This window comes from Bradyrhizobium sp. MV1.5, from assembly GCF_055807615.1.
Window position 1 is genome coordinate 104217 of record NZ_JBVVPL010000020.1, and the last position, 21514, is coordinate 125730.

The 21514-nt window shown below is 64.0% G+C and carries 21 protein-coding genes and 1 CRISPR repeat array; of the genes, 18 read left to right on the plus strand and 3 right to left on the minus strand.

Features of this window, described 5'->3' with window-relative positions; all coding sequences use genetic code 11:
• A CRISPR array of direct repeats spans nucleotides 1–185; the repeat unit is 25 nt; unit sequence CCCCCCCCCCCCCCCCCCCCCCCCC.
• A gap of 12 nt (nucleotides 186–197) precedes the next feature.
• The 16 genes from AC0L2J_RS20045 to AC0L2J_RS20120 all read left to right on the plus strand — a co-directional run bounded on the left by AC0L2J_RS20045 (nucleotide 198) and on the right by AC0L2J_RS20120 (nucleotide 16738).
• On the plus strand, nucleotides 198–836 hold the full coding sequence (locus tag AC0L2J_RS20045) for an NADH-quinone oxidoreductase subunit J (RefSeq protein ID WP_007610978.1): 639 nt from the start codon (nucleotides 198–200) through the stop codon (nucleotides 834–836).
• Nucleotides 833–1141: an NADH-quinone oxidoreductase subunit NuoK gene (gene nuoK / locus AC0L2J_RS20050; RefSeq protein WP_007603558.1), complete on the plus strand. Its 309-nt coding sequence runs from the start codon at nucleotides 833–835 to the stop codon at nucleotides 1139–1141. Before AC0L2J_RS20045 ends, nuoK begins: the two co-directional genes overlap by 4 nt.
• Nucleotides 1142–1202: 61 nt before the next feature.
• Nucleotides 1203–3302, plus strand: coding sequence for an NADH-quinone oxidoreductase subunit L (gene nuoL / locus AC0L2J_RS20055; protein WP_007610977.1), 2100 nt, complete (start codon nucleotides 1203–1205; stop codon nucleotides 3300–3302).
• Nucleotides 3303–4811: an NADH-quinone oxidoreductase subunit M gene (locus AC0L2J_RS20060; protein ID WP_007610976.1), complete on the plus strand. Its 1509-nt coding sequence runs from the start codon at nucleotides 3303–3305 to the stop codon at nucleotides 4809–4811.
• A gap of 22 nt (nucleotides 4812–4833) precedes the next feature.
• The gene (gene nuoN, locus AC0L2J_RS20065) at nucleotides 4834–6270 is read left to right on the plus strand and encodes an NADH-quinone oxidoreductase subunit NuoN (protein ID WP_007610975.1); all 1437 of its coding nucleotides are present in this window, start codon (nucleotides 4834–4836) and stop codon (nucleotides 6268–6270) included.
• 1 nt (nucleotide 6271) lies between these two features.
• The gene (locus AC0L2J_RS20070; RefSeq protein WP_007610973.1) at nucleotides 6272–7078 is read left to right on the plus strand and encodes a biotin--[acetyl-CoA-carboxylase] ligase; all 807 of its coding nucleotides are present in this window, start codon (nucleotides 6272–6274) and stop codon (nucleotides 7076–7078) included.
• Nucleotides 7078–8748, plus strand: coding sequence for a ribonuclease J (locus tag AC0L2J_RS20075; protein ID WP_473393416.1), 1671 nt, complete (start codon nucleotides 7078–7080; stop codon nucleotides 8746–8748). The genes AC0L2J_RS20070 and AC0L2J_RS20075 overlap by 1 nt, the downstream gene beginning before the upstream one ends.
• Before the next feature lie 13 nt (nucleotides 8749–8761).
• The gene (gene mce, locus AC0L2J_RS20080; protein WP_007603572.1) at nucleotides 8762–9166 is read left to right on the plus strand and encodes a methylmalonyl-CoA epimerase; all 405 of its coding nucleotides are present in this window, start codon (nucleotides 8762–8764) and stop codon (nucleotides 9164–9166) included.
• A gap of 9 nt (nucleotides 9167–9175) precedes the next feature.
• Nucleotides 9176–9451: a DUF1467 family protein gene (locus AC0L2J_RS20085; RefSeq protein ID WP_007610964.1), complete on the plus strand. Its 276-nt coding sequence runs from the start codon at nucleotides 9176–9178 to the stop codon at nucleotides 9449–9451.
• A 29-nt stretch (nucleotides 9452–9480) separates the two neighbouring features.
• Nucleotides 9481–9828: a hypothetical protein gene (locus tag AC0L2J_RS20090; protein ID WP_007603574.1), complete on the plus strand. Its 348-nt coding sequence runs from the start codon at nucleotides 9481–9483 to the stop codon at nucleotides 9826–9828.
• A gap of 90 nt (nucleotides 9829–9918) precedes the next feature.
• Nucleotides 9919–11199 carry an S-methyl-5-thioribose kinase gene (gene mtnK / locus AC0L2J_RS20095; RefSeq protein WP_063996146.1) on the plus strand — a complete coding sequence of 427 codons (1281 nt, stop codon included), beginning with the start codon at nucleotides 9919–9921 and terminating at the stop codon, nucleotides 11197–11199.
• Between the two features lie 134 nt (nucleotides 11200–11333).
• The gene (locus tag AC0L2J_RS20100) at nucleotides 11334–12923 is read left to right on the plus strand and encodes an ABC transporter substrate-binding protein (protein WP_473393422.1); all 1590 of its coding nucleotides are present in this window, start codon (nucleotides 11334–11336) and stop codon (nucleotides 12921–12923) included.
• A 60-nt stretch (nucleotides 12924–12983) separates the two neighbouring features.
• On the plus strand, nucleotides 12984–13907 hold the full coding sequence (locus AC0L2J_RS20105; protein ID WP_473393465.1) for an ABC transporter permease: 924 nt from the start codon (nucleotides 12984–12986) through the stop codon (nucleotides 13905–13907).
• A complete protein-coding gene (locus AC0L2J_RS20110; RefSeq protein ID WP_473393426.1) occupies nucleotides 13904–14725 on the plus strand; it encodes an ABC transporter permease in 822 nt (273 codons plus the stop codon). The genes AC0L2J_RS20105 and AC0L2J_RS20110 overlap by 4 nt, the downstream gene beginning before the upstream one ends.
• Entirely contained in the window at nucleotides 14722–15702 is a 981-nt protein-coding gene (locus tag AC0L2J_RS20115; protein WP_473393430.1) for an ABC transporter ATP-binding protein, read from the plus strand. Before AC0L2J_RS20110 ends, AC0L2J_RS20115 begins: the two co-directional genes overlap by 4 nt.
• Complete coding sequence (locus tag AC0L2J_RS20120) at nucleotides 15695–16738, plus strand: ABC transporter ATP-binding protein (RefSeq protein ID WP_473393433.1); 1044 nt, start codon at nucleotides 15695–15697, stop codon at nucleotides 16736–16738. Before AC0L2J_RS20115 ends, AC0L2J_RS20120 begins: the two co-directional genes overlap by 8 nt.
• 358 nt (nucleotides 16739–17096) lie before the next feature.
• Here AC0L2J_RS20120 and AC0L2J_RS20125 read toward each other — a convergent pair whose 3' ends face one another.
• The 3 genes from AC0L2J_RS20125 to AC0L2J_RS20135 all read right to left on the minus strand — a co-directional run bounded on the left by AC0L2J_RS20125 (nucleotide 17097) and on the right by AC0L2J_RS20135 (nucleotide 20062).
• Nucleotides 17097–17408, minus strand: coding sequence for a hypothetical protein (locus AC0L2J_RS20125; RefSeq protein WP_473393438.1), 312 nt, complete (start codon nucleotides 17406–17408; stop codon nucleotides 17097–17099).
• Between the two features lie 418 nt (nucleotides 17409–17826).
• Nucleotides 17827–18270 carry a hypothetical protein gene (locus AC0L2J_RS20130; RefSeq protein ID WP_473393442.1) on the minus strand — a complete coding sequence of 148 codons (444 nt, stop codon included), beginning with the start codon at nucleotides 18268–18270 and terminating at the stop codon, nucleotides 17827–17829.
• 1174 nt (nucleotides 18271–19444) lie between these two features.
• Nucleotides 19445–20062: a LysR family transcriptional regulator gene (locus AC0L2J_RS20135; RefSeq protein ID WP_473393446.1), complete on the minus strand. Its 618-nt coding sequence runs from the start codon at nucleotides 20060–20062 to the stop codon at nucleotides 19445–19447.
• A gap of 129 nt (nucleotides 20063–20191) precedes the next feature.
• Here AC0L2J_RS20135 and AC0L2J_RS20140 point away from each other — a divergent pair, with 129 nt between their 5' ends.
• Nucleotides 20192–20584: a RidA family protein gene (locus AC0L2J_RS20140; RefSeq protein ID WP_473393449.1), complete on the plus strand. Its 393-nt coding sequence runs from the start codon at nucleotides 20192–20194 to the stop codon at nucleotides 20582–20584.
• Between the two features lie 44 nt (nucleotides 20585–20628).
• Entirely contained in the window at nucleotides 20629–21318 is a 690-nt protein-coding gene (locus AC0L2J_RS20145; protein ID WP_473393453.1) for an L-2-amino-thiazoline-4-carboxylic acid hydrolase, read from the plus strand.
• Nucleotides 21319–21514: the final 196 nt, after the last annotated feature.

Below are 21514 nucleotides of genomic sequence, written 5' to 3' on the forward strand. Positions count from 1 at the left end.
CCCCCCCCCCCCCCCACCCCCCCCCCCCCCCCCCCCCCCCCCCCCCCCCCCCCCCCCCCCCCCCCCCGGCGCGCGCCGCCCCCCCCCCCCCCCCCCCCCCCCCCCCCCCCCCCCCCCCCCCCCCCCCCCCCCCCCCCCCCCCCCGGGGCGGGGGGGGGGGGCCCCCCCCCCCCCCCCCCCCCCCCCGGGACTGCCCAATGATCCTTCCCGCGCTGTTCTTCTATCTGTTCGCCGGCGTCTGTGTCGCCTCGGCGGTGATGGTGATTGTCTCGCGCAATCCCGTGCACTCCGTGCTGTACCTGATCCTGGCCTTCGTCAACGCCTCCGGCCTGTTCGTGCTGATGGGCGCCGAGTTCCTGGCGATGATCCTGATCGTCGTCTATGTCGGCGCCGTTGCGGTGCTGTTCCTGTTCGTGATCATGATGCTCGACGTCGATTTCCTCGAGCTGCGCGAGGGCTTCATCGAGTACCTCCCGGTCGGCCTCGTGATCGGTGGCATCTTCCTGTTCGAGCTGCTGCTCACGGTCGGCTTCTGGGTCATCAACCCCGGCGTCGCCAAGACGATCACGGCGGCGATCCCGACCAACGTCTCCAATACCGAGGCGCTGGGCCTGGTGCTCTATACCAAGTACATCCACTACTTCCAGCTCTCGGGCATGGTGCTGCTGGTCGCGATGATCGGCGCCATCGTGCTGACGCTGCGGCACAAGGCGAGCGTCAAGCGGCAAGACATCAACGTTCAGAACGCGCGCACGCCCGAAATAGCGATGGCGATCCGAAAGGTGGCGCCGGGGCAGGGGCTCCAGGATTCTGACGCGGCGGAGTGGGTGAAATGACCATCGGGCTCGGACACTATCTGGCGGTCGGCGCGATCCTGTTCACGCTCGGGATCCTCGGCATCTTCCTGAACCGCAAGAACATCATCGTCATCCTGATGTCGATCGAGCTGATCCTGCTCGCGGTCAACGTCAACCTCGTGGCGTTCTCGACCTTCCTCGGCGACATCGTCGGGCAGGTCTTTGCGCTCCTGGTGCTCACCGTCGCGGCCGCTGAAGCCGCGATCGGTCTCGCCATCCTGGTGGTCTATTTCCGCAACCGCGGCTCGATCGCGGTTGAGGACGTCAATCTGATGAAGGGCTGATCGCATGATCCGGAAAAGTGGATACCGGTTTTCCGACCAGATCATGCGGAAAGAGTAAATCATGGTCCAGGCAATCGTCTTTCTGCCTCTGCTGGGCGCCATTCTGGCTGGCTTGATCGCGCTGTTCGGCGCGCATGCCCGCAACCCCTCGGGCGACACGGTCGAGCATCACGATGATCACGGTCATGGCGCGCACGCCCATGCGTCCGACACGATCAATGAGGATGCGTCGGTCATTCACGAGACCCATCACGAGCCCGGCGACGGCCACGACGACCACCACGTCTCCGAGCCACCGGCGGCGGGCTCGCGCGGTGCCGAGCTGATCACAACGGCGTTGCTGTTCGTGTCGGCGGCGTTGTCCTGGATGACGCTGGTCGATGTCGGCTTCATGCACCACGACATGCGCATTCCGTTGCTGCCGTGGATTCTCTCCGGCGATCTCCAGGTCTACTGGACGCTGCGGGTCGACACGCTCACCGCAGTGATGCTGGTGGTCGTGACCACCGTGTCCTCGCTCGTGCACCTCTATTCCATCGGCTACATGGACGAGGACCCGAACCGGCCCCGCTTCTTCGGCTATCTCTCGCTGTTCACCTTCGCCATGCTGATGCTGGTGACCGCGGACAACCTCGTGCAGCTGTTCTTCGGCTGGGAAGGCGTGGGTCTGGCGAGCTACCTCCTGATCGGCTTCTGGTACCAGAAGCCCTCAGCCAACGCCGCCGCCATCAAGGCCTTCGTGGTCAACCGCGTCGGCGATTTCGGCTTCGCGCTCGGCATCTTCGCGATCTTCCTGCTGGCCGGCTCGACCGATTTCGAGACCATCTTCCACGCTGCGCCGGGTCTCACCGGCAAGACCATCGACTTCCTCGGCTGGCATGCCGACGCGCTGACCCTGACCTGTCTGTTGCTGTTCATGGGCGCGATGGGCAAATCGGCGCAGTTCCTGCTGCACACCTGGTTGCCGGACGCGATGGAAGGCCCGACCCCGGTCTCCGCGCTGATCCACGCCGCGACCATGGTCACCGCCGGCGTCTTCATGGTGGCGCGCCTGTCGCCGCTATTCGAGCTCGCGCCGAACGCGCAGGCCGTCGTGATGTTCTTCGGCGCCACCACGGCGTTCTTCGCGGCGACCATCGGCCTCGTCCAGAACGACATCAAGCGCATCGTCGCCTACTCGACCTGTTCGCAGCTCGGCTACATGTTCGTGGCGATGGGAGCAGGGGCCTATTCGGTCGGCATGTTCCATTTGTTCACGCACGCGTTCTTCAAGGCGTTGTTGTTCCTGGGCTCCGGCTCGGTGATCTACGCGATGCATCACGAGCAGGACATCCGCAACATGGGCGGCCTCTGGCGCAAGATCCCCTACACCTACGCGGTGATGGTGGTCGGCACGCTCGCCCTCACGGGATTCCCGCTGACCGCCGGCTATTTCTCCAAGGACGCGATCATCGAGTCCGCCTACGCCTCGCACAATCCGTTCGCGATGTACGGCTTCCTGATGACGGTCATCGCGGCCGGCCTGACCTCGTTCTACTCGTGGCGCCTGATCTTCAAGACCTTCCACGGCGAGCCGCATGACGATCACCACTACGAGGCTGCGCATGAAGCGCCGATCTGGATGCTGATCCCGATCGGTGTGCTCGCGGTCGGCTCCATCCTGGCCGGCTTCCCGTTCAAGGAGCTGTTCGCCGGTCACGGCATCGAGGAGTTCTTCCGCGAATCCGTGAAGATGAACCCGCACATCATCGAGGAGATGCACCACATCCCCGAGACCATCGCCTTCCTGCCGACGGTGATGATGGTGCTGGGCTTCCTGGTGTCGTACCTGTTCTACATCCGCCGGCCCTATCTGCCGGTCGAGCTCGCGAACACGCAGCCGATGCTGTACAAGTTCCTGCTCAACAAATGGTACTTCGACGAGCTCTACGACATCATCTTCGTCCGTCCGGCGAAGTGGATCGGCTACCAGCTCTGGAAGAAGGGCGACGGCTTCATCATCGACGGCCTCGGCCCCGACGGCGTCTCGGCCCGGGTGCTGGACGTCACCCGCAACGTCGTGAAGATCCAGACCGGCTATCTCTACCACTACGCGTTCGCCATGCTGATCGGTGCCGCCGGCCTGATCACCTGGTTCATGTTCGGCTTTGGAGGCCAGTAAATGACGACCTGGCCAATTCTATCCGTCACGACCTTCCTGCCGCTGGTGGGCGCGCTGATCGTCTATCTCAGCCGCGGCGATGACGAGGCGGCGCGGCGCAATTCGCGCTGGATCGCGCTATGGACCACGCTGATCACCTTCGCGGTGTCGGTGATCCTGGTCATGCGGTTCGATGCGTCGAGCGCCGACTTCCAGTTCGTCGAGAAGGCGAACTGGCTCGCCACCGGCATCACCTACCACATGGGCGTGGACGGCATTTCGCTGCCGCTGGTGATCCTGACCACCGCCATCATGCCGTTCTGCATCATCGCGAGCTGGAAGGCGATCACCAACCGCGTCCGCGAATACATGATGGCGTTCCTGATCCTGGAAACGCTGATGATCGGCACCTTCTCGGCGCTCGATCTCGTGCTGTTCTATCTGTTCTTCGAGGGCGGCCTGATCCCGATGTTCCTGATCATCGGCGTCTGGGGCGGTCCGCGCCGGGTCTATGCGTCCTTCAAGTTCTTCCTCTACACGCTGCTTGGCTCGGTCCTGATGCTGCTCGCCATCATGGCGCTGTACTGGAACGGCGGCACCACCGACATCCCAACCCTGATGCACACCGCCGTGCCGCGCTCGCTGCAGACCTGGGCGTGGCTTGCCTTCTTCGCCTCGTTCGCGGTGAAGATGCCGATGTGGCCGGTGCACACCTGGCTCCCCGACGCCCACGTCGAGGCGCCGACCGCAGGCTCGGTGGTCCTGGCTGCGATCATGCTGAAGATGGGCGGCTACGGCTTCCTGCGTTTCTCGCTGCCGATGTTCCCGCTGGCCTCGCATGACTTCGCGCCGCTGATGTTCACGCTCTCGGCCATCGCCATCATCTACACCTCGCTGGTGGCGCTGATGCAGGAGGACATGAAGAAGCTGATTGCGTACTCCTCGGTGGCGCATATGGGCTTCGTCACCATGGGCATCTTTGCCGGTACCATGCAGGGCGTCGCCGGCGGCGTATTCCAGATGATCTCGCACGGCATCGTCTCCGGCGCGCTGTTCCTCTGCGTCGGCATCGTCTACGACCGCATGCACACCCGCGACATCGCGGCCTATGGCGGCCTCGTCAACCGGATGCCGCTCTACGCGCTGACCTTCATGGTCTTCACCATGGCCAACGTCGGTCTGCCCGGCACCTCCGGCTTCGTCGGCGAGTTCATGACGCTGCTCGGCACCTTCAAGGTCTCGATCCCGACCGCGTTCTTCGCCACCTTCGGCGTGATCCTGTCGGCCTGCTATGCGCTGTGGCTCTACCGCAAGGTCGTGTTCGGGGCGCTGGTCAAGCCGTCGCTGGCGAGCATGAAGGATCTCACCTTCCGGGAGGGCCTGACGCTGTTCCCGCTGATCGCGCTGACGATCCTGTTCGGCATCTATCCGAAGCCGGTGCTCGACATGTCGGCGGCCTCGGTCCAGCAACTCGTCAACAATTACAACACCGCTGTGACGGCCGTGAAGGCCGCCGCACTGCTCCAGTGAGCGGGCAGGTCAGGATATCGCCATGAGCTTTGAGACTGCAGGTTATCAACTGGCGCCGGTGCTGCCCGAGCTCGTGCTCGCGGTCGGGGCGATGGCACTCCTGATGCTCGGCGCCTATCGCGGGCAGGAGACCACCAAGACGGTCACGACGCTTGCGGTGCTGCTCCTGATCGTGGTCGGCGTGCTCGAATACATGCTGCCCGCGGGCAAGCACGTGACCTTCGGCGGCAGCTTCATCGTCGATGATTTTGCCCGCTTCATGAAGATCCTGGCCCTGATCGGCTCGGCCGTTACGCTGGTGCTGTCGACCGAGTTCCTGTCGGATCCCTCGCGCCGCATCTTCGAATACGCGATCCTGGTGCTGCTCTCGACGCTCGGCATGATGGTGCTGATCTCGGCGGGCGATCTGATCTCGCTCTATCTCGGCCTCGAATTGATGTCGCTGGCGCTCTACGTCGTGGCGGCCTCGAACCGCGACAACGCCAAGTCGACCGAAGCCGGGCTGAAGTACTTCGTGCTCGGCGCGCTGTCCTCGGGCATGCTGCTCTACGGCTCCTCGCTGATCTACGGCTTCACCGGCACGGTAGCCTTCACCGGCATCGCGGCGGCCGCGACGATCTCGAATGTCGGCCTGGTGTTTGGCCTCGTTTTCCTGCTCGCCGGCCTCTGCTTCAAGGTTTCGGCGGTGCCGTTCCACATGTGGACGCCCGACGTCTACGAGGGCGCGCCGACCCCGGTCACCGCCTTCTTCGCCTCGGCGCCGAAAGTAGCGGCGCTCGCGGTCTTCACCCGCGTCACGCTGACCGCATTCCCGGGCATCGTCTCGCAGTGGCAGCAGATCCTGGTGTTCGTGGCGATCGCCTCGATGGCGCTGGGCTCGTTCGCCGCGATCGGCCAGAGCAACATCAAGCGCCTGATGGCCTATTCCTCGATCGGCCATATGGGCTTTGCCCTGGTCGGTCTTGCCGCAGGCACGGTCGAGGGCGCGCAGGGCGTGTTGATGTACATCGTGATCTATGTCGCGATGACGCTGGGCTCCTTCGCCATCATCCTGGCGATGAAGCGCAATGGCCAGCCGGTCGAGCAGATCAGCGATTTCGCCGGCCTCTCGCGCACCAATCCGCTGCTCGCCTTCATGTTCGCGATGCTGCTGTTCTCGCTCGCCGGCATTCCGCCGCTCGCCGGCTTCTTCGCCAAATGGTACGTCTTCGTCGCCGCCATCAAGGCGAATTTGTTCACGCTCGCTGTGATCGGCGTGCTCACCAGCGTGGTCGGCGCCTACTACTATCTCAGCATCGTCAAGACGATGTATTTCGACGAGCCGGCCGGGCAGGTCGATCCGGTGCGCGTCGAAGTCAAGACGGTGCTGGCGGTCGCGGGCCTGTTCAACATCCTGTTCGCCCTGTTTGCGGGCCCGGTGGTGAGCGTCGCCTCCGCCGCCGCCAAGTCGCTGTTTTAGGATGGCATTCGCGCTCGGTCCTCGTGCGGCGTCGGCGGGCTACAAGCTCGCAGCTTTCGAACGGACCGGCTCGACCAATACTGAGGCGATCGAGCACGCGAGGCGCGGCGAACGCGGCCCGATGTGGTTCGTGACGTCGGAGCAGACCGCCGGCCGTGGCCGCCGCCAGCGCGCCTGGATCGCGCCAAGGGGTAATCTTGCCGCCAGCGTGCTCGAAGTCCTCGACGTCGCCCCTTCCGTCGCCGCGACGATCGGCTTCGCGGCCGGGCTGGCCGAGGAGGCCGCGCTGGAGAAGGTCAGCCTGGAGGCGGCGCTGCGCCTCGGCGAGGGCCGTCCCCGCTACGCCCTGAAATGGCCGAACGACGTCCTGGCCGACGGCAAGAAGCTGGTCGGCATCGGCCTGGAGGCCGAAGCCATGGGCGATCGTCTTGCCATCGTTGTCGGCATCGGCACCAACGTCGTCGCCGCGCCCGAGGGCACGCCGACGCCGGCGGTGTCGCTGGCCGCGCTCGGCGTCCAGATCAGCGCGGAGGAGCTGTTCTCGGCGCTCTCGGACGCCTGGGTGGAGTTCCGCGGTATCTGGGACAATGGCCGCGGCTTTTCCGAAATTCGCAGATTGTGGCTGGAGCGCGCCGCCGGCCTCGGCGAGCGGGTCGCGATCCACACGGGAGTGATGACGCTGGAAGGCATTTTTGACACGATCGACGACACCGGCTGCCTGATCGTCCGCACCGCGGAGGGCCGGCGCGTGCCGGTCGCCGCGGGCGAGGTGTTCTTCGGCACGGCCGCCTCCGTGGGAGCTGCGTGATGGCGAAGCCTGAAGAACTGGTATTTGCACCGCTCGGCGGGGTCGGCGAAATCGGCATGAATTTGTCGATCTACGGCCTCGGCAACCGCCAGCAGCGCGCCTGGCTCGCGATCGATCTCGGCGTCTCCTTCGGCGACGAGGAGCATCTGCCGGGCATCGACCTGATCATGCCCGACGTCAGCTTCCTGGAGAAGGAACGCAAGAACCTGATGGGGCTGGTGCTGACCCACGCCCATGAGGACCATTTCGGCGCCATCATCGACCTGTGGCCGAAGCTGAAATGCCCGATCTACGCGACGCAGTTCAGCGCCGCGCTGTTCGAGGCCAAATGCGCCGCCGAGCGCAATGCGCCCAAGATCCCGGTGACGGTGGTGCCGTCGGGCGGGCGCGTCGATATCGGCCCGTTCAACGTCGAGTTCATTCCGGTCGCGCATTCGATTCCGGAGTCGCACGCGCTGGCGATACACACCGAGATCGGCACGGTGCTGCACACCGGCGACTGGAAGATCGATCCGACCCCGATCATCGGCCGCCCGACCGACGAAAAGCGGCTGCGGGAGCTCGGCGATGCGGGCCTGCTCGCCTTGATCGGCGATTCCACCAACGCCGTGCGCGACGGCCGCTCACCCTCGGAAGCCGAGGTTGCCAAATCCATCACCGAGCTCGTCAAGGCCGCCAAGGGCCGCGTCGCGGTCACGACCTTTGCCTCCAATGTCGCGCGCCTCAAGGCCGTCGCGATCGCCGCGAAGGCCGCCGACCGTGAGGTCGTCGTGGTCGGCCGTGCCATGGAACGCGTGGTGCAGGTCGCGCGCGAGACCGGCTATCTCGATGGCGTGCAGAGTTTCCGCTCCGCCGAGGTCTATGGTCATCTGCCGCAGGACAAGGTGCTGGCGCTCTGCACCGGCAGCCAGGGCGAGCCGCGGGCCGCGCTGGCGCGCATCGCCAATGACGACCATCCCGAGATCACGCTCAACCGCGGCGACAGCGTGATCTTCTCCTCGCGCACCATTCCCGGCAACGAGAAGGCGGTCGGCGCCATTATCAACGGTCTGGTTCTGCAGGGCGTGGAGGTCATCACCGACCGCGACCAGCTGGTCCATGTCTCCGGCCATCCCCGACGCGACGAATTGCGTGACATGATCGCCTGGACCAGGCCGCAGCTCCTGATTCCTGTCCATGGCGAGGCCCTACACCTGAACGAGCACGCCAAGCTCGCGCGTGCCGCCGGCGTGCCGCGCGTGCTGGTCTGCCGCAACGGCGATCTCGTCAAGCTCGGCCCGGGCGATCCCGGCATCATTGGGCAGGTGCCTGCGGGCCGTCTCTACAAGGACGGCACGATTCTGGAGGACTCCAAGTCCCGCGCGGTGGTCGAGCGGCGCCGGATGGCCTTCTCCGGCTGCGCCTTTGTCGCCATCGCCATGACGGAGCAGGGCGAGCTTGCCGACGATCCCGCAGTCGAACTCGTCGGTATCCCCGAGAAGAACAAAGCGGGCGAGCCCTTCGACGACATCGTCTTCGACGCCGTGGTTTCCACCGTCGAAGGTCTGCCGAAGGCGCGCCGCCGCGACCCGGATGCGCTGGCCGAGTCGGTGCGACGCGCTGTCCGTTCGGTGATCAACGAACATTGGGGTAAAAAGCCCCCCTGTCTGGTACACGTCCTGACAGTGTAACGGGAGAAGAACGATGCTGGGCCGGCTCAACCATGTCGCTATCGCGACCAAGGACGCCGTCAAGGCCGCCAAAATCTATGGCGCCGCATTCGGGGCCCAGATCTCGGAGGCCGTCGCGCTGCCCGAGCATGGCGTCACCACCGTGTTCGCGACGCTGCCCAACACCAAGATCGAGTTCATCGAGCCGCTCGGCGAAGCCTCGCCGATCGCAAAGTTCCTCGACCGCAACGCCGACGGCGGCATCCACCACGTCTGCTACGAGGTGGTCGACATTATTGCCTCCCGCGACACGCTGGTGAAGGAGGGCGCAAGGGTGCTCGGCGATGGCGTGCCGAAGATCGGCGCCCATGGCAAGCCGGTGCTGTTCCTGCACCCGAAGGACTTTTCCGGCGCGCTGGTCGAAATCGAGCAGGCATAGGCCGAAGCCATGGCCATCCAGATCTCAACCGCAATCGCGATCTACTTCGTCATCTGGTGGGTCGCGCTGTTCCTGACGCTGCCGTTCGGCGTGCGCAGCCAGCACGAGGACGGCGTCGGAGTGCCGGGCAGCGACCCCGGCGCGCCGATCCTGACGCGGATGAGGAGCAAGCTGATCTGGACCACGATCATCTCTGCGATCATCTACGCCATCGCCATGGTCGCCTATCGCGCCGGCTATTTGTCGATCGAGCGCCTGTCGAAATTGATGGGCATGCCGTTCTAGAATTCCTGGTTGGCTTTGTTGGGGGACCAATGACTTTTCAGAGGATCGTCGTCGCGCTTCTGGTGTTGATCGTCGCCGGCCTCGGTGCCATCGGCTATTTCGAGTGGAAGATGGCCGTGCAGGTGCGCACCCTGAAGGCGTTCGTCGAGGGCTACGTCTTCAACGAGGCCGTGATCGCCTGCGAGCAGGCCAAGAGCTCGACGCCGTTCAAGTGGAACGGGGGCAAGAGCACCGCGGTGATCGGCCTGAACTCGGTCAAAACAGACAAATACACCGTCAGCGCCAGCTACACGCTGGTGGCGGACAGCGTCTATTGTGATTACGATCCGATCAAAAGAAAGGCCGAGATCGGCTCGAGCTTCCTGGAGCGGGAGTAACGATCCGGCCCATACAGGAGCATGATCCGGAAAAGTGTGAAGCGGTTTTCCGACAAGATCATGCTCAAATAACAATGGGATCGGATCGTCATGGCACAGGGGCAGGGGGACTACCGGATTCTGCATGAGGCGGCGTTGCGGGATTATCTCGCAGGCGTGGCGGACCTCGCAGCGACCCTTGGCGGCGAGCCGGCCTCCTGGTCGATCACGGAAGTCGGCGACGGCAATCTCAATCTCGTCTTCATCGTCAAAGGCGGCCGCGGCGGCGTCGCCGTGAAGCAGGCGCTGCCCTATGTCCGCCTCGTCGGCGAGAGCTGGCCGCTGCCGCTGTCCCGGGCTCATTACGAATATCTCGCTTTGTCGCGGCAGGCCGAGCTCGCGCCGGGCCTCGTGCCGGCGCTGCTGCATCACAACGAGGCCCTGGCGCTGACGGTGATGGAGCTGCTCGAGCCCCACATCATCATGCGCAAGGGGATGGTTGCGGGCTCGCAATATCCGCGCTTTGTCGATGACATCACCACCTTCATGGCGCGGACCTTGTTCTTCACCTCCGACCTCGCGTTGTCGGCGGCCGAGAAGAAGCAGGGCATCGCCGCCTTCGCCGGCAACCATGCGCTGTGCAAGATCACCGAGGATCTGATCTTCACCGATCCCTATCGCATCGCCGAGCAGAACCGCTGGACCGCGCCGTATCTCGATGCGCTCGCCGCAGAGCTGCGCGAGGATATGGACCTGCATGTCGCGATCTCCCGGCTGAAGCTGAAGTTCATGGCGAGCCCCGAGGCGCTGCTTCACGGCGACCTTCACACCGGCTCGATCATGGTGACGGAGAGCCAGACGCGGGTGATCGACCCCGAATTCGCATTCTACGGCCCGATGGGTTTCGATGTCGGTGCCGTGCTAGCCAACCTCCTGATGGCCTATTTTGCCTCCGCCGGCCACGAGCGCTCGCCGGGCGAACGGCGTGCGTTCGAGCATTGGGTGCTGGAGACGGTCGAGCAGGTCTGGAACGCGTTCGCCCGCAAATTCCTCGACCTGTGGCGCGCCGGCGCCGCAGGCGATGCCTATCCCGCCTCGCTGTTCGCCGGCGAGACAGGCGCGGCACGCCTGGAGGCCGAGCGGCAGGCCTACATGCAGCGGCTGTTCGCGGACGCGGTCGGCTTCGCCGCGGCAAAAACCATCCGCCGCATCTTCGGCCTCGCCCACAATATCGATTTCGAGCTGATCGAGGATCCGCGCCGGCGCGCAATCAGCGAAGCACGCGCCGTCAGGCTGGCAAGGACGATGATGCTGGAGCCGGGCGCGTTTCCGACCATTGCAGATGTCACCGCTGCAGCGCGAAAATCGCGCGATTGGCAGCCGGAGCTCTAGCGGGCTTCCTCGCAAATCGGCGGGGCCCGCGCGCGACGCTCGCATACGTCAACCCCTTCAAGGCGCTTGCGCTCGACCTGCCGTGGATGGTCAACTCTCGGACAGGAGCACGGCTTGCGTTGTCGGAGGGACACATGATCTTCAGGATAGTGGCGATCGTCGCGGGTCTGGGGCTGGCACTGGCCGCCACGGCGGAGGCCCAGACCCCGCGCAAGGGCGGAACCATCCGCATGACCGCGCCTTATGGGTCGAGCTTCACCAGCCTGGACATTCATACGACGCAGCGCGCCCAGGACGAGATCTACGCCAAGGCCCTGCACCGGTCGCTCTACATCTGGAATTCCAAGGAAGGCAAGCCGGTTCTGGAGCTCGCCAAGGAGGACGTCGTCTCGGGCGGCGGTCTCGTTCACACCTTCAAGCTGCGCGACGACGCCTATTTCCACAACGGCCGCAAGATGACGGCCGACGACGTCGTCTGGACCTACAACCGCATCATGGACGGCACCAAGGCTTATCCCGGCGCGCGCTATGTCCGCGTGATCGAGGGTGCGGCGGCAGTCGAGAAGGGCCAGGCCAAGGAGATCTCCGGCCTGAAGAAAATCGACGACTTTACCATCGAGATGAAGCTGACCGAGAAAGTCGATCCGGGTTTCTACTTCTGGAACGCGATCACGTCGATCTACCCCGCCGACGAGGCTGCCAAGGAGAGCTTTCTCCAGAAGCCGATCGGTCTTGGACCCTTCAAATTCGTCGAGCACGTGCCGGGATCGCGCATCGTCCTGGAGCGCTGGGACCGGTTCTACAAGCCGGGCAAGCCCTACGCTGACAAGATCATCGTGTCGGTGATGGGCGAGGCCGCGGCACGCGATGTCGCCTTCCGCAACAAGGAGATCGACACCTCGGTGTTGGGACCTGCGCAATATGTCGCCTATCAGAACGACGCCGACCTCAAGGGCACCGTCGTCGAAGTCGCCGAGGTCTTCACCCGCTACATGGGGATGAATCCCGCGTTCAAGCCGTTCGCCGACAAGCGGGTCCGGCAGGCGATCAACTACGCGATCGACACCGACCTGATCATCAACAAGCTGGTCAAGGGCAAGGCCTACCGGGCCACCAGCTGGCTGCCGCTGACCTCGCCCGCCTACGACAAGGCCATGAAGCCCTATGCCTTTGATCCCGCCAAGGCCAAGCAGCTGCTCGCCGAGGCCGGGTATCCCTCAGGGTTCGAATTCGAATGGACCACCAGCCAGAACGAGAGCTGGGGCCTGCCGATCGTCTCGGCCGTGATCCCGATGCTGGACAGGGTGGGCATCAAGGCGAAGGTCAAGCAGGTCGAGACCGCGGTGCTGGCGGAGGTGGTTCGCAGCGGCGACTACCAGGCCTTCATCTACTCGCAGGCGAGCGGCCCGGATCCGCAGGCCGCTCTCAAATGCTTCCACTCGGCGACGCCGCAACCCGCCTGCAACTACATGAACTTCAAGAACGCCGAGTTCGACAAGCTGGTCGACGAGGCCGGGCAGTCCGATGACGCTGCGAAGCGTACCCAGCTGCTGCAAAAGGCCAATGCTGTTCTCTACGAAGAGGCGCCGGTCTGGTTCTTCAACTACAACAAGGCGGTCATGGCGGTGCAGCCGTGGCTGAAGGGGATTCAGCTGAACGCGACGGAACTGACCCATCAGAACGTCGAAGACCTCTGGGTCGACGAGACCTCGCCCGCGAAGTGACACGCGCTCTCGCGCTCCCTCCGTCGCCATGAACGACGGAGGGAGAGAGGAAAAGTGCCGATGCTCTCCTTCCTGTTCCGCCGCCTCCTGCAGACCATTCCGACCGTGCTCGCCGTGGTGGCTCTGGTGTTCGTGCTGTTCAGCGTCGTTCCCGGCAGCATCGTCTCGTCCATGAGCGACGATGCCGATCCGCAGGTCGAGCTGCGCATGAAGAAGCAGCTCGGCCTCGACGATCCCGTCTATGTCCGCTTCGGCGCCTACATCGCCAAGCTTGCGACCGGTGATTTCGGAACGTCGTTCCGGACCCGCGAGCCTGTGACGTTCATGATCGCCAAGCGGATATGGCCGACGCTCCAGCTCATCTTCGCAGCCATGGCGTTTTCTATCGTGATCGGCGTTCCCCTGGGTTTCATCGCCGCGCTGAAGCCGGGGGGCATCGTCGACACGCTGGCCATGGTCGTGGCGGTATCAGGACTTTCGATCGCCAAATTCTGGCTCGGACTGGTGCTGATGTACTTGTTTGCGTTGAAGCTCGGCTGGCTGCCGAGTTTCGGCTATGGCGATGGCGGACTGAAATATTTGATCCTTCCGGCCGTGACGCTCGGCGTCTCGCCGATGGCGCTGTTCGCCCGGACGACGCGCGCCGCGGTCCTCGAGATCATGACCGCGGATTTCGTCCGCACCGCGCGCTCCAAGGGCATGAGCGAGACCCGGGTCGTGAAGTGGCATGTGATGCGCAACGCGCTTGTCATTATTCTCACCACCGTCGGCCTGCAGTTCGGCGCGCTGATGGGGCAGGCGGTCGTGGTCGAGAAACTGTATTCCTGGCCGGGCATCGGCTCGCTGCTGGTCGACAGTGTCTTGCAGCGCGACATTCCGGCCGTCCAGGGCTCCATTCTCGTCGTGGTGCTGGCCTTTCTCGCGATCAATTTGCTGATCGACGTGCTCTACGGCGTGATCGATCCCAGGATCAGATACGCATGAAGCTCCGCGCCAATCTCATCATCGGTGGCGCGTTGTTCGCGCTTGCGGTCCTGGTCGGCCTGCTCGCGCCCTGGCTGGCGCACACCGATCCCGTGCTGGACGCCAACCTGCTCAATGCGGAAGAGCCTCCGAGCTGGACCTGGTGGTTCGGGACCGACGACCAGGGCCGCGACATCTATTCCCGCGTCGTCTATGGCGCGCGCGTTTCGCTGACGGTCGGCATCGTCTCGCAGCTCATCAACAGCGTCATCGGCGTGGCGCTGGGCCTGAGCGCCGGCTATTGGGGCGGCTGGTGGGACGATGTCGTCAACGGCCTGACCAATCTCATGCTCGCGATCCCCTCGCTGATCTTCGCGCTGGCCATCATGGCGGTGCTCGGCCCCGGCCTGACCAGCCTGCTGATCGCACTCGGCTTGACCAACTGGTCCTTCACGTGCCGGATCGCCCGGGCCTCGGCGCTGTCGCTGAGGAGCCAGGGTTACGTGCAGGCCGCGACCGTGCTCGGCTACGGCGATCTGCGCATCATGATCACGCAGCTGCTGCCGAACATGCTGGGGCCGATCGTCGTCATCGGCACGCTCGGCATGGGCAGCGCGGTGCTGTCCGAAGCCGCCTTGTCGTTCCTCGGCCTCGGCGTCCGCCCGCCGTTTCCGAGCTGGGGCAGCATGCTGTCGGATGCCCGCGACCAGATCACGACGGCGCCGTGGCTCTCGGTGTTTCCCGGCCTTGCGATCTTCCTGACGGTGCTCGGCCTCAATCTGCTCGGCGACGGCCTGCGCGACATTCTCGATCCGCAATCGCGGAGCCGGCGCACATGACCGGCGGCCCTTTGATCGAGGTCGAGGATTTGCGGATCGATCTCGACAATGGATCGCGGCGCGTTGCGGCGGCCGAGGGCATTTCATTCCGCATCGATCGCGGCGAGACCTTCGGCCTCGTCGGCGAATCCGGCTGCGGCAAGAGCATCACGGCGCTCGCCTTGATCGGCCTGTTGCGGCAGCCGTTGTCGATCGGCGGCGGCGTCATCCGGTTTGAGGGGCGGGAGATCCAGCACCTTTCAGCCGCAAGGCAACGGGAGCTGCGCGGCAATCGCATCGCCATGATCTTCCAGGAGCCGATGACGGCGCTGAACCCGGTCTCGCCGGTGGGCCGGCAGATCGCCGAGATGTTCGTGCTGCACAAGGGCAAGAGCTGGCGGGAAGCCGACAGACTGGCCGTCGAGGCGCTGGCGAGCGTCCGCGTTCCCGCGCCGGAGCGGCGCGTGAAGGATTACCCGCACCAGCTGTCCGGCGGCATGCGCCAGCGCGTGATGATCGCCATCGCGCTCGCCTGCGGTCCGGATCTCCTGATCGCCGACGAGCCGACCACCGCGCTCGACGTGACCGTGCAAGCCGAAATCATCGAGCTGATGCGGAATTTATGCGCCGAGCGGGGAACCGCCATCCTGATGATCAGCCACGATCTGGGGCTGGTCGCCAATGTCTGTCGCCGCGTGGCCGTGATGTATGCCGGCCGCATCGTCGAGGAGCGTGGCTCGGCCGATATTTTCCGCGCACCCTCGCACCCCTATACGCGAGGCCTGGTCGCCTCGCTGCCGCGGCTCGGCAGTCGCGCCGCCCTTGGCCGCACCCGGCTGACGGAGATCGCGGGGGTCGTCCCGGCCATCACGAATTTCCCCGACGGCTGCCGGTTCAATCCGCGTTGCGCGCAGGCGACCGATATTTGCCGGACCACCGCGCCGGGAGCGGATTTGCTGGAGGCCGGCGGTCTGGTCAGGTGTCATCACCATGCATGAGCCGCAAGACAGGGCGGGTGAGACACGGCCGAACGACGATGTCATTCTCAGCGTTGAGGATCTCGCGGTCCATTTTCCGCTCGGAGGCGGCCTGCTGGGGCGCGGCCGTCGGCTGCTCCGTGCCGTCGACGGGGTCGATCTCACCCTGAAGCGGGGCGAATGCCTCGGCCTCGTCGGTGAGTCCGGCTCCGGCAAGTCGACCGTCGCATTGTCGATCCTTGGCCTCTTGACGCCGACGCGCGGCCGCATCGTGCTGGACGGACAGGTCGTGACGAACCGGCCATCCGGGGATCGGAAGGCGCTGGCCCGCATCGTGCAGATCGTGTTTCAGGATCCCTACGCCTCGCTCAATCCGCGCCAGACCGTTCGCCGCACGCTGGAAGATCCCCTGCGTGTGCATGGCGTCACGGCCAAGAGCGAGATCGAGGACCGCGTCGCGAAGATGCTGCGGCATGTGGGCCTGCGGCCGGAGCAGGCCGACCGCTACCCCCATGAATTCTCGGGCGGCCAGCGCCAGCGCATCGGCATTGCGCGTGCGCTGATCCTCAACCCGAAGATCGTCATCTGCGACGAACCCGTCTCGGCGCTCGACGTCTCGATCCGCGCCCAGATCATCAACCTGCTGCTGGAATTGAAGGAAACGCTCGGTCTCTCCTACATCATGATCAGCCACGATCTCGGCGTCGTCGAGCACATGAGCGACAAGGTCGCCGTGATGTATCTCGGCCGCATCGTCGAGAACGGCCACTGGCGCGAGATCTTCGAGCGGCCGGCGCACCCGTACACCCAAGCCCTGATCGCCGCCATCCCCGATCCCCTGCGTCATGCACCGCTGGCGACGACAGGCGGCGATCTTCCCAATCCTCTCAATCCGCCGAACGGATGCGCCTTCAGCCCGCGGTGCCGGTATGCGGAGGGCGTGTGTCGGAGCGAGCCGGGGCCGGCGCTGGTGACGCGAGCGGACGGGCACGCGGTGCGATGCTGGCGAGCGGATGAGATTGCGGCAGCGAGCGTCGCTCTATCACCGTCACCCTGAGTAGCCGCTTCGAAGCTCCGGATGAGGTGCATTCGTATGGCTCGCTTCGACTTTCAGCGACCGCGACTTAGCGGTTGCGCCGGAATGACGGCGTTGTTCAAACTCCTTGGGGGAGCGAACGGTCCATTCAAGGCGCTCGCCTTTACGGGCACGCAACGACCGGCCGCTCATGAGGTTTATGGCGACAGCGCGGGTGTCTGGACCGAGGAGGCGCTGGCGGCCAATGGGTTCAGCTCTCCAGCTTTCGCCGGCGCGGTGGTCGGCGTGCTTGCTCGGGCGGCGCGCTGCCGACCGGCTGGAACAGCCCCGCGGTCGATGGCTCCGGCCTCGCGACCCAGATCGTCGCGATCGGCCCGGACTATATCAACATCCGAAGGTCCGGCACGGCGAGCGTCGCGTTTGCCATCATCCCGATGGAGCCGGAACCTTCGGCGTCACTGCCGGCGACGTGCTGTGCGGATCGTTCAAGCTGCAGCTTGTCGCGGGCTCGTTGAGCGGATTGAGCTCGCGGCTCGCCAATTGTCGGATATTGAGATCCCAAGAAGTGGCTTAAATGGCCTTCGTAGACGCCGTCGTTTAGCACCAGGGAAAAGGGAGAAATGCGACCGTGTCGTCCAAACCTGTATCCAGCGAAGAGCAACTTAACTGAAGAGATCACTTTTGCCGCCAAGAGATTTTCACGCACGCGTGGATGGCACTGGCAATGCGAGCCCAGCTAAATTCGGTGCCTTTTCGTATGCAGTCTGGTTCAATCCGTTGGTTCAATAAAACGAACGCGAGCCAGTCGTCTGTCGGGATCTTGTTAATACAAGCGGCCCCCGAAAACCCTACGAGAGTGATTGAATCTCTAGTGCGAAGGATGATGTTCTTGTTTGCTAGCGCGTTGTGTTGACCAAGGTCGCCTCCCCGTTGGAGTGACACGAGACGGTCGCTGGTCATCGCGACGAACCAGGGGTTCACGATTGATGAAATGAGAGTCATGAGGCTGTGCCGAGAGAAATGAGAGGTGCGAAAGTGTCAGCTTAGCAGTGGTTCTGTGATAGTCCATTCCCGCGGGCATACCGGCTCGCTCCCTTCAGGGCTGCGCGCTAACTCCCGGCGGGACTAAGCTCGGCGGCCACAGCGGCGGCGGCAGAGCGAACGGGGGGAGCGCGGCCGATAGTCACTGCAGCAGGGTGGATCTCGATTTCCAAGGTCGAAGTACCGAGTTTATGTCGGTTCTTCCCTGAGATCAGCAGCGTGAACTTGTCGATACTGTCCCGATCGTCTGAGCCATCAGCGAAATATCGAAAGCCTGATCCGACTATGACGAGCCGACCTTTGCTCGGAGCTTGCACGACCGAGACCTCATAGATCTGCATGTAGGACCAGCGGAGACCTTGGATGCAGTCCTGGGTAGGCGCAATGGTCATGCTCCAGGTCATAGTGTCGGAGACTAGAGCGAACGGCGTTCGGTCCTTGACGCACAACGAGCTTGCGTTTGCCGGCTGGCACAGAAAGGCGGCTGCGGCGGCACAGAGCAGGTATTTCATGGCGATGTCCCAAGTCCCAATCCGGCACACTAGCGGGCAAGCTTTGAGGCGCCGTTCCGACTTTATCTAAAATTGTCCCTTTCTCAGTCACTCCCCTCGCGGGAAGTGGTGCCTAATCGGGGCTCACCATGAGCCATGTTAGCCAGCCGTACCAGCTCAAGAAAACGCAGGTAACGATCACTGCGGCTAGTATGGCAATGGAGGATGGGCTGAGGGTCATCTTAGCCTCGGGCGGGACGGCCAATTGTTGCCCATCGAGGCGAAGTTGTCCACTCTCCTCAGTGGAGTTCGTTCACCCTCGCCGTCTTTGCCTGTTCTGGCTCGACGAGCGGCAAATGGACAGGCAGATCCAGCATAACCAGACCAGCCAGGCGATATTGATGCACCATTCATATGCGCCCGGTCGTCGCGGTCGGGAGACTGACCGCTCGCTTGTTTTGCCCTGCTTCATCGAGCGATCCAACGTGAGAGCGGGCCGCAGGTTTTCCGTGAAATGCCTGCGGCCCATGTCGCGCATCTGCGATATTGGCTCCAGCCCGGCGCCATTTTCGCGCGACGAATTCACGATAGCCGTCGTGTGCGCGGCCTCAAGGCAAAGTCGCGATTAACCTAACCAGTCAACGTTAAACGCGCCATCTAGTGCGATAGGATACCGCGCCGCCCCCTTCAAGGCGATAAAACCTTTCGGGACCGCGTCTTAATTAGCATCTGAGCCAGTCTCGCAAGACTGCCTCCCGCGATTCCGCCGGCCGTCTTTTCCGCAGCATCGGGGAGATGTCCACGTCGATCAGGCGTCAGATGCTGGAGCAGTTCGAGGATACCTGCCAGGACGAGGACAAGCGTCAAGACGGCAACGAAATGCCGAGGGTAGGCGATTAAAGTGCGCCGAGTAGTCCGTAGGCAAAAAAGCGCTCAAGTCCCACCCAGCCGGTCTCGGGACGAAGTCCGATCGGTGACAATGTAACTAGCACGATTGCCGCGGCGGCGGCCCAAGCGACGATGGCAAGCAGTCTGCGTAGCATGGCGCCATTGATAGCGTCCGATGCTCGCTGCGTCCACCCGCGTTCGGTCCCTCAGGGGGAGCTGCCAGTGACGGCACAACCGTCATGATGAGATCGTGCTCATGTTTGGCCCGATCCATCAAACGCGGGCCTGGCAAGGCTATCAGTCAAGCCTATCGTCTGACACCGACCAGACGAGGGCGGCGGTTTGCGTTCTCGGCCGCCAGGCCACGCAGCCACGCGCGAAAACCGACGATCTCCGGGCAATCCGCGGTGCCTTCAGGCGCAACCAGCCAATCACCCAAACCTGATCCCTCATCGATCCGGTCGCAGCGATAGCCCGGATGGTGGCTATGGCCGCAGGCGATCAGCAGATCGACCTTACCCTCGACCAATTCGTGCAGGCCGGCCGGATGCAGCACCCGCAAGCCGATCTCCGCATGCGTGCTGCGAAACGCTGCCAGATCGAGGCGACGGAGGTCGAAGCTGCCATGGATGCCTAATTGCAGCAGCACCGCACCGGCCGGTTTCAACTGTGAGGTCGCCTCCGCAATGTGGCGAAAGCCTTCGGAGACGCCGGGCAGATAGGCCTGACCGGCCGCGGTGAGGATGAGCTGCTTATGCAGCCGCTCGAACAGCTGCATGCCGAGGCGCGCCTCCAGTGCCTTCACCTGCTGCCCCACGGCGGCGGGCGTGACGTGTAGCTCGTGCGCGGCCAGCTTGAAGCTGAGATGCCGCGCGGCGGCTTCGAAGGCGCGGAGCGCGTTGAGTGGGGGAAGGGCGTAGGTCATTGGGTTTGATTTTGACACTGATGGGCTGTGGCCTTGCAATAGATTTTCTTGCGCTGAACCGCAGCAATGATGCTTTGCGAAGCGGCGCCGGCGCCGGATACGGTCGAACCCGCAATCCGGAGAAACCTCATGCCCCCAGCTCACCTCGTCAGCCACAATCCCGCAACCGTCCACGCTCCCGCCGGCGGTTACTGCATGGGACTTGAACTGACGCAGCATCGACGGCTGTTGTTCATTAGCGGCCAGGTGCCCCAGAGACCCGACGGCACCGTTCCTGACGGTTTTGAGGCGCAGTGCGAGCAGGCCTGGCGCAATTTGATCGAGGTGCTCGCCGCCGCAGGCCTTGGCGTCGCGCATCTGGTCAAGGTCAACACGTTCCTGACCGACCGCAATCAACTCGTGGCCAACCGCACCATTCGTCGCGCGATGCTGGGCGAACACCAGCCCGCGCTGACGGTCGTGATCGTCGAGACCGTCGACAGCCAATGGCTGCTGGAGATCGAGGCGATCGCCGCGGAGTGAAACCGGCCGACATTGCAATTGAACCAAATCATATCAGGTGTCCCATGGCTGAGATCATCCATCCGTTCTACGAAGCGCATCGCGGTGCAATGGAGGCCGCCATGCGCGAGCGGCTCGATCTGGCCGAACCGATGTTGCGCGAGCGCGCGCAGCTTTCCGAGGTCGACGGGATCAGGCGGAAGGTGATGGACGAATTCGAAATCGTGCTCACCCAGATGCCCTATGTCGGCGGCGCGGCGAGCCGCATGAGCGATTTCTTCATGCGGCTGATGGGCTTCATGGCCATCAGCCGGGTGCTGCGGCGCCACGGTGTGCCGCTGCCTGTGATCGGCGAGATCGAGCGGGACACCTACAAGGCGCAATTGCTCACCGTATCGGAAGCGGAACGTCTCGCCTCGGGGCGTCAGTTCATGTCGCCGGAGAACCAGGCTTTGGTACGCGAGCAGGCGGCAAGAAGCGCGACCGATAGCCATCGGGTCGAGTTTCCGGAAGATTTCGTCTACGATTTCGTCGAGCCTGATACGGGTGACAGTTTTGAATTCGGCATCAACTACAAGGCTTGCGGCTTCTGCAAACTCGCGGCGCGCCATGGCGACAAGGACATCCTGCCGAACATCTGCGGGCTCGATTTCGTCGCCTACGCAGCGCGAGGCATCCGCCTGGAGAGGACACAGACGCTAGCGGACGGTGCGAGCCATTGCAATTTCCGGTTCTCGCGGCTTGGGTCGGACTAGAACCGTCACCCTGAGGTGGCCGCTTCTTTAGCGGCCCTCGAAGGGCGACGGCCCGGCTGCATCTTGGCCGTTCATCCTTCGAGGCTCACCACGGGACGCGTTGCGTCCCATGGCTCGCACCTCAGAGCTTGAGAATGTTTTGCTCCCGCCGGGAGAGTTTTGCATTGCCTGGAGAGCGGTGACCCCAAGGTTTTCA

Excerpts from the sequence above, each read along its gene's own strand:
- AC0L2J_RS20045 (WP_007610978.1), top strand. The coding sequence starts at position 198 with ATGATCCTTCCCGCGCTGTTCTTCTATCTGTTCGCCGGCGTCTGTGTC.
- nuoK (WP_007603558.1), top strand. The coding sequence starts at position 833 with ATGACCATCGGGCTCGGACACTATCTGGCGGTCGGCGCGATCCTGTTC.
- nuoL (WP_007610977.1), top strand. The coding sequence starts at position 1,203 with ATGGTCCAGGCAATCGTCTTTCTGCCTCTGCTGGGCGCCATTCTGGCT.
- AC0L2J_RS20060 (WP_007610976.1), top strand. The coding sequence starts at position 3,303 with ATGACGACCTGGCCAATTCTATCCGTCACGACCTTCCTGCCGCTGGTG.
- nuoN (WP_007610975.1), top strand. The coding sequence starts at position 4,834 with ATGAGCTTTGAGACTGCAGGTTATCAACTGGCGCCGGTGCTGCCCGAG.
- AC0L2J_RS20070 (WP_007610973.1), top strand. The coding sequence starts at position 6,272 with ATGGCATTCGCGCTCGGTCCTCGTGCGGCGTCGGCGGGCTACAAGCTC.
- AC0L2J_RS20075 (WP_473393416.1), top strand. The coding sequence starts at position 7,078 with ATGGCGAAGCCTGAAGAACTGGTATTTGCACCGCTCGGCGGGGTCGGC.
- mce (WP_007603572.1), top strand. The coding sequence starts at position 8,762 with ATGCTGGGCCGGCTCAACCATGTCGCTATCGCGACCAAGGACGCCGTC.
- AC0L2J_RS20085 (WP_007610964.1), top strand. The coding sequence starts at position 9,176 with ATGGCCATCCAGATCTCAACCGCAATCGCGATCTACTTCGTCATCTGG.
- AC0L2J_RS20090 (WP_007603574.1), top strand. The coding sequence starts at position 9,481 with ATGACTTTTCAGAGGATCGTCGTCGCGCTTCTGGTGTTGATCGTCGCC.
- mtnK (WP_063996146.1), top strand. The coding sequence starts at position 9,919 with ATGGCACAGGGGCAGGGGGACTACCGGATTCTGCATGAGGCGGCGTTG.
- AC0L2J_RS20100 (WP_473393422.1), top strand. The coding sequence starts at position 11,334 with ATGATCTTCAGGATAGTGGCGATCGTCGCGGGTCTGGGGCTGGCACTG.
- AC0L2J_RS20105 (WP_473393465.1), top strand. The coding sequence starts at position 12,984 with ATGCTCTCCTTCCTGTTCCGCCGCCTCCTGCAGACCATTCCGACCGTG.
- AC0L2J_RS20110 (WP_473393426.1), top strand. The coding sequence starts at position 13,904 with ATGAAGCTCCGCGCCAATCTCATCATCGGTGGCGCGTTGTTCGCGCTT.
- AC0L2J_RS20115 (WP_473393430.1), top strand. The coding sequence starts at position 14,722 with ATGACCGGCGGCCCTTTGATCGAGGTCGAGGATTTGCGGATCGATCTC.
- AC0L2J_RS20120 (WP_473393433.1), top strand. The coding sequence starts at position 15,695 with ATGCATGAGCCGCAAGACAGGGCGGGTGAGACACGGCCGAACGACGAT.
- AC0L2J_RS20130 (WP_473393442.1), bottom strand. The coding sequence starts at position 18,270 with ATGAAATACCTGCTCTGTGCCGCCGCAGCCGCCTTTCTGTGCCAGCCG.
- AC0L2J_RS20135 (WP_473393446.1), bottom strand. The coding sequence starts at position 20,062 with ATGACCTACGCCCTTCCCCCACTCAACGCGCTCCGCGCCTTCGAAGCC.
- AC0L2J_RS20140 (WP_473393449.1), top strand. The coding sequence starts at position 20,192 with ATGCCCCCAGCTCACCTCGTCAGCCACAATCCCGCAACCGTCCACGCT.
- AC0L2J_RS20145 (WP_473393453.1), top strand. The coding sequence starts at position 20,629 with ATGGCTGAGATCATCCATCCGTTCTACGAAGCGCATCGCGGTGCAATG.